A 424-nucleotide genomic window follows, 5' to 3' on the forward strand; every position below is an offset into this window, starting at 1 on the left:
CGCCTGCGGCGCACGGCTCGCTTCCTGGCCTGTCGAACCTTCAGACGTTCCGTTCGGAAGTATCAACCGAGTTATCTGAAGAATAGACGGCTGGCGCCGTTCACTAAGGCACCAGTGCGATGCAAGCCCTGTTCCTTGGCTGAGTCGAAAACGACGCCAGGGTTCCCCGGCCGGAGCCGACGGATCTTCCATCCACAGGATAACGCTGGAATGGGGGGAGGATGCACGGTCATCGGGCAGATCGATGTCCAGGGTCCAGACTGAAAGGGCACGCAGGCAAAACGAGGAGACAGCCATGCACATTCTCTTGACCGGCGGTACCGGCCTGATGGGGCGCCGCCTGTGCGCCCGCTGGCGACAGGCCGGGCACCGGCTGACCGTGTTCAGCCGGCGGCCGCAGCAGGTGGAATCGCTGTGCGGCGTC

2 protein-coding genes are annotated in these 424 nt (G+C 63.9%); one reads left to right on the top strand and one right to left on the bottom strand.

The features are described 5' to 3' along the window. Positions 1-297 (bottom strand): hypothetical protein (locus tag FMM79_RS21650; protein ID WP_205466751.1); only part of this gene is annotated, 297 nt, incomplete at its 3' end. Here FMM79_RS21650 and FMM79_RS22335 point away from each other — a divergent pair. Then, positions 296-424, top strand: a 129-nt coding sequence (locus FMM79_RS22335) for an NAD-dependent epimerase/dehydratase family protein (RefSeq protein ID WP_148629213.1), incomplete at its 3' end; no start/stop codon positions are given. The genes FMM79_RS21650 and FMM79_RS22335 overlap by 2 nt on opposite strands.

Source organism: Novosphingobium sp. BW1 (assembly GCF_008107685.1).
Taxonomy (GTDB): domain Bacteria; phylum Pseudomonadota; class Alphaproteobacteria; order Sphingomonadales; family Sphingomonadaceae; genus Novosphingobium.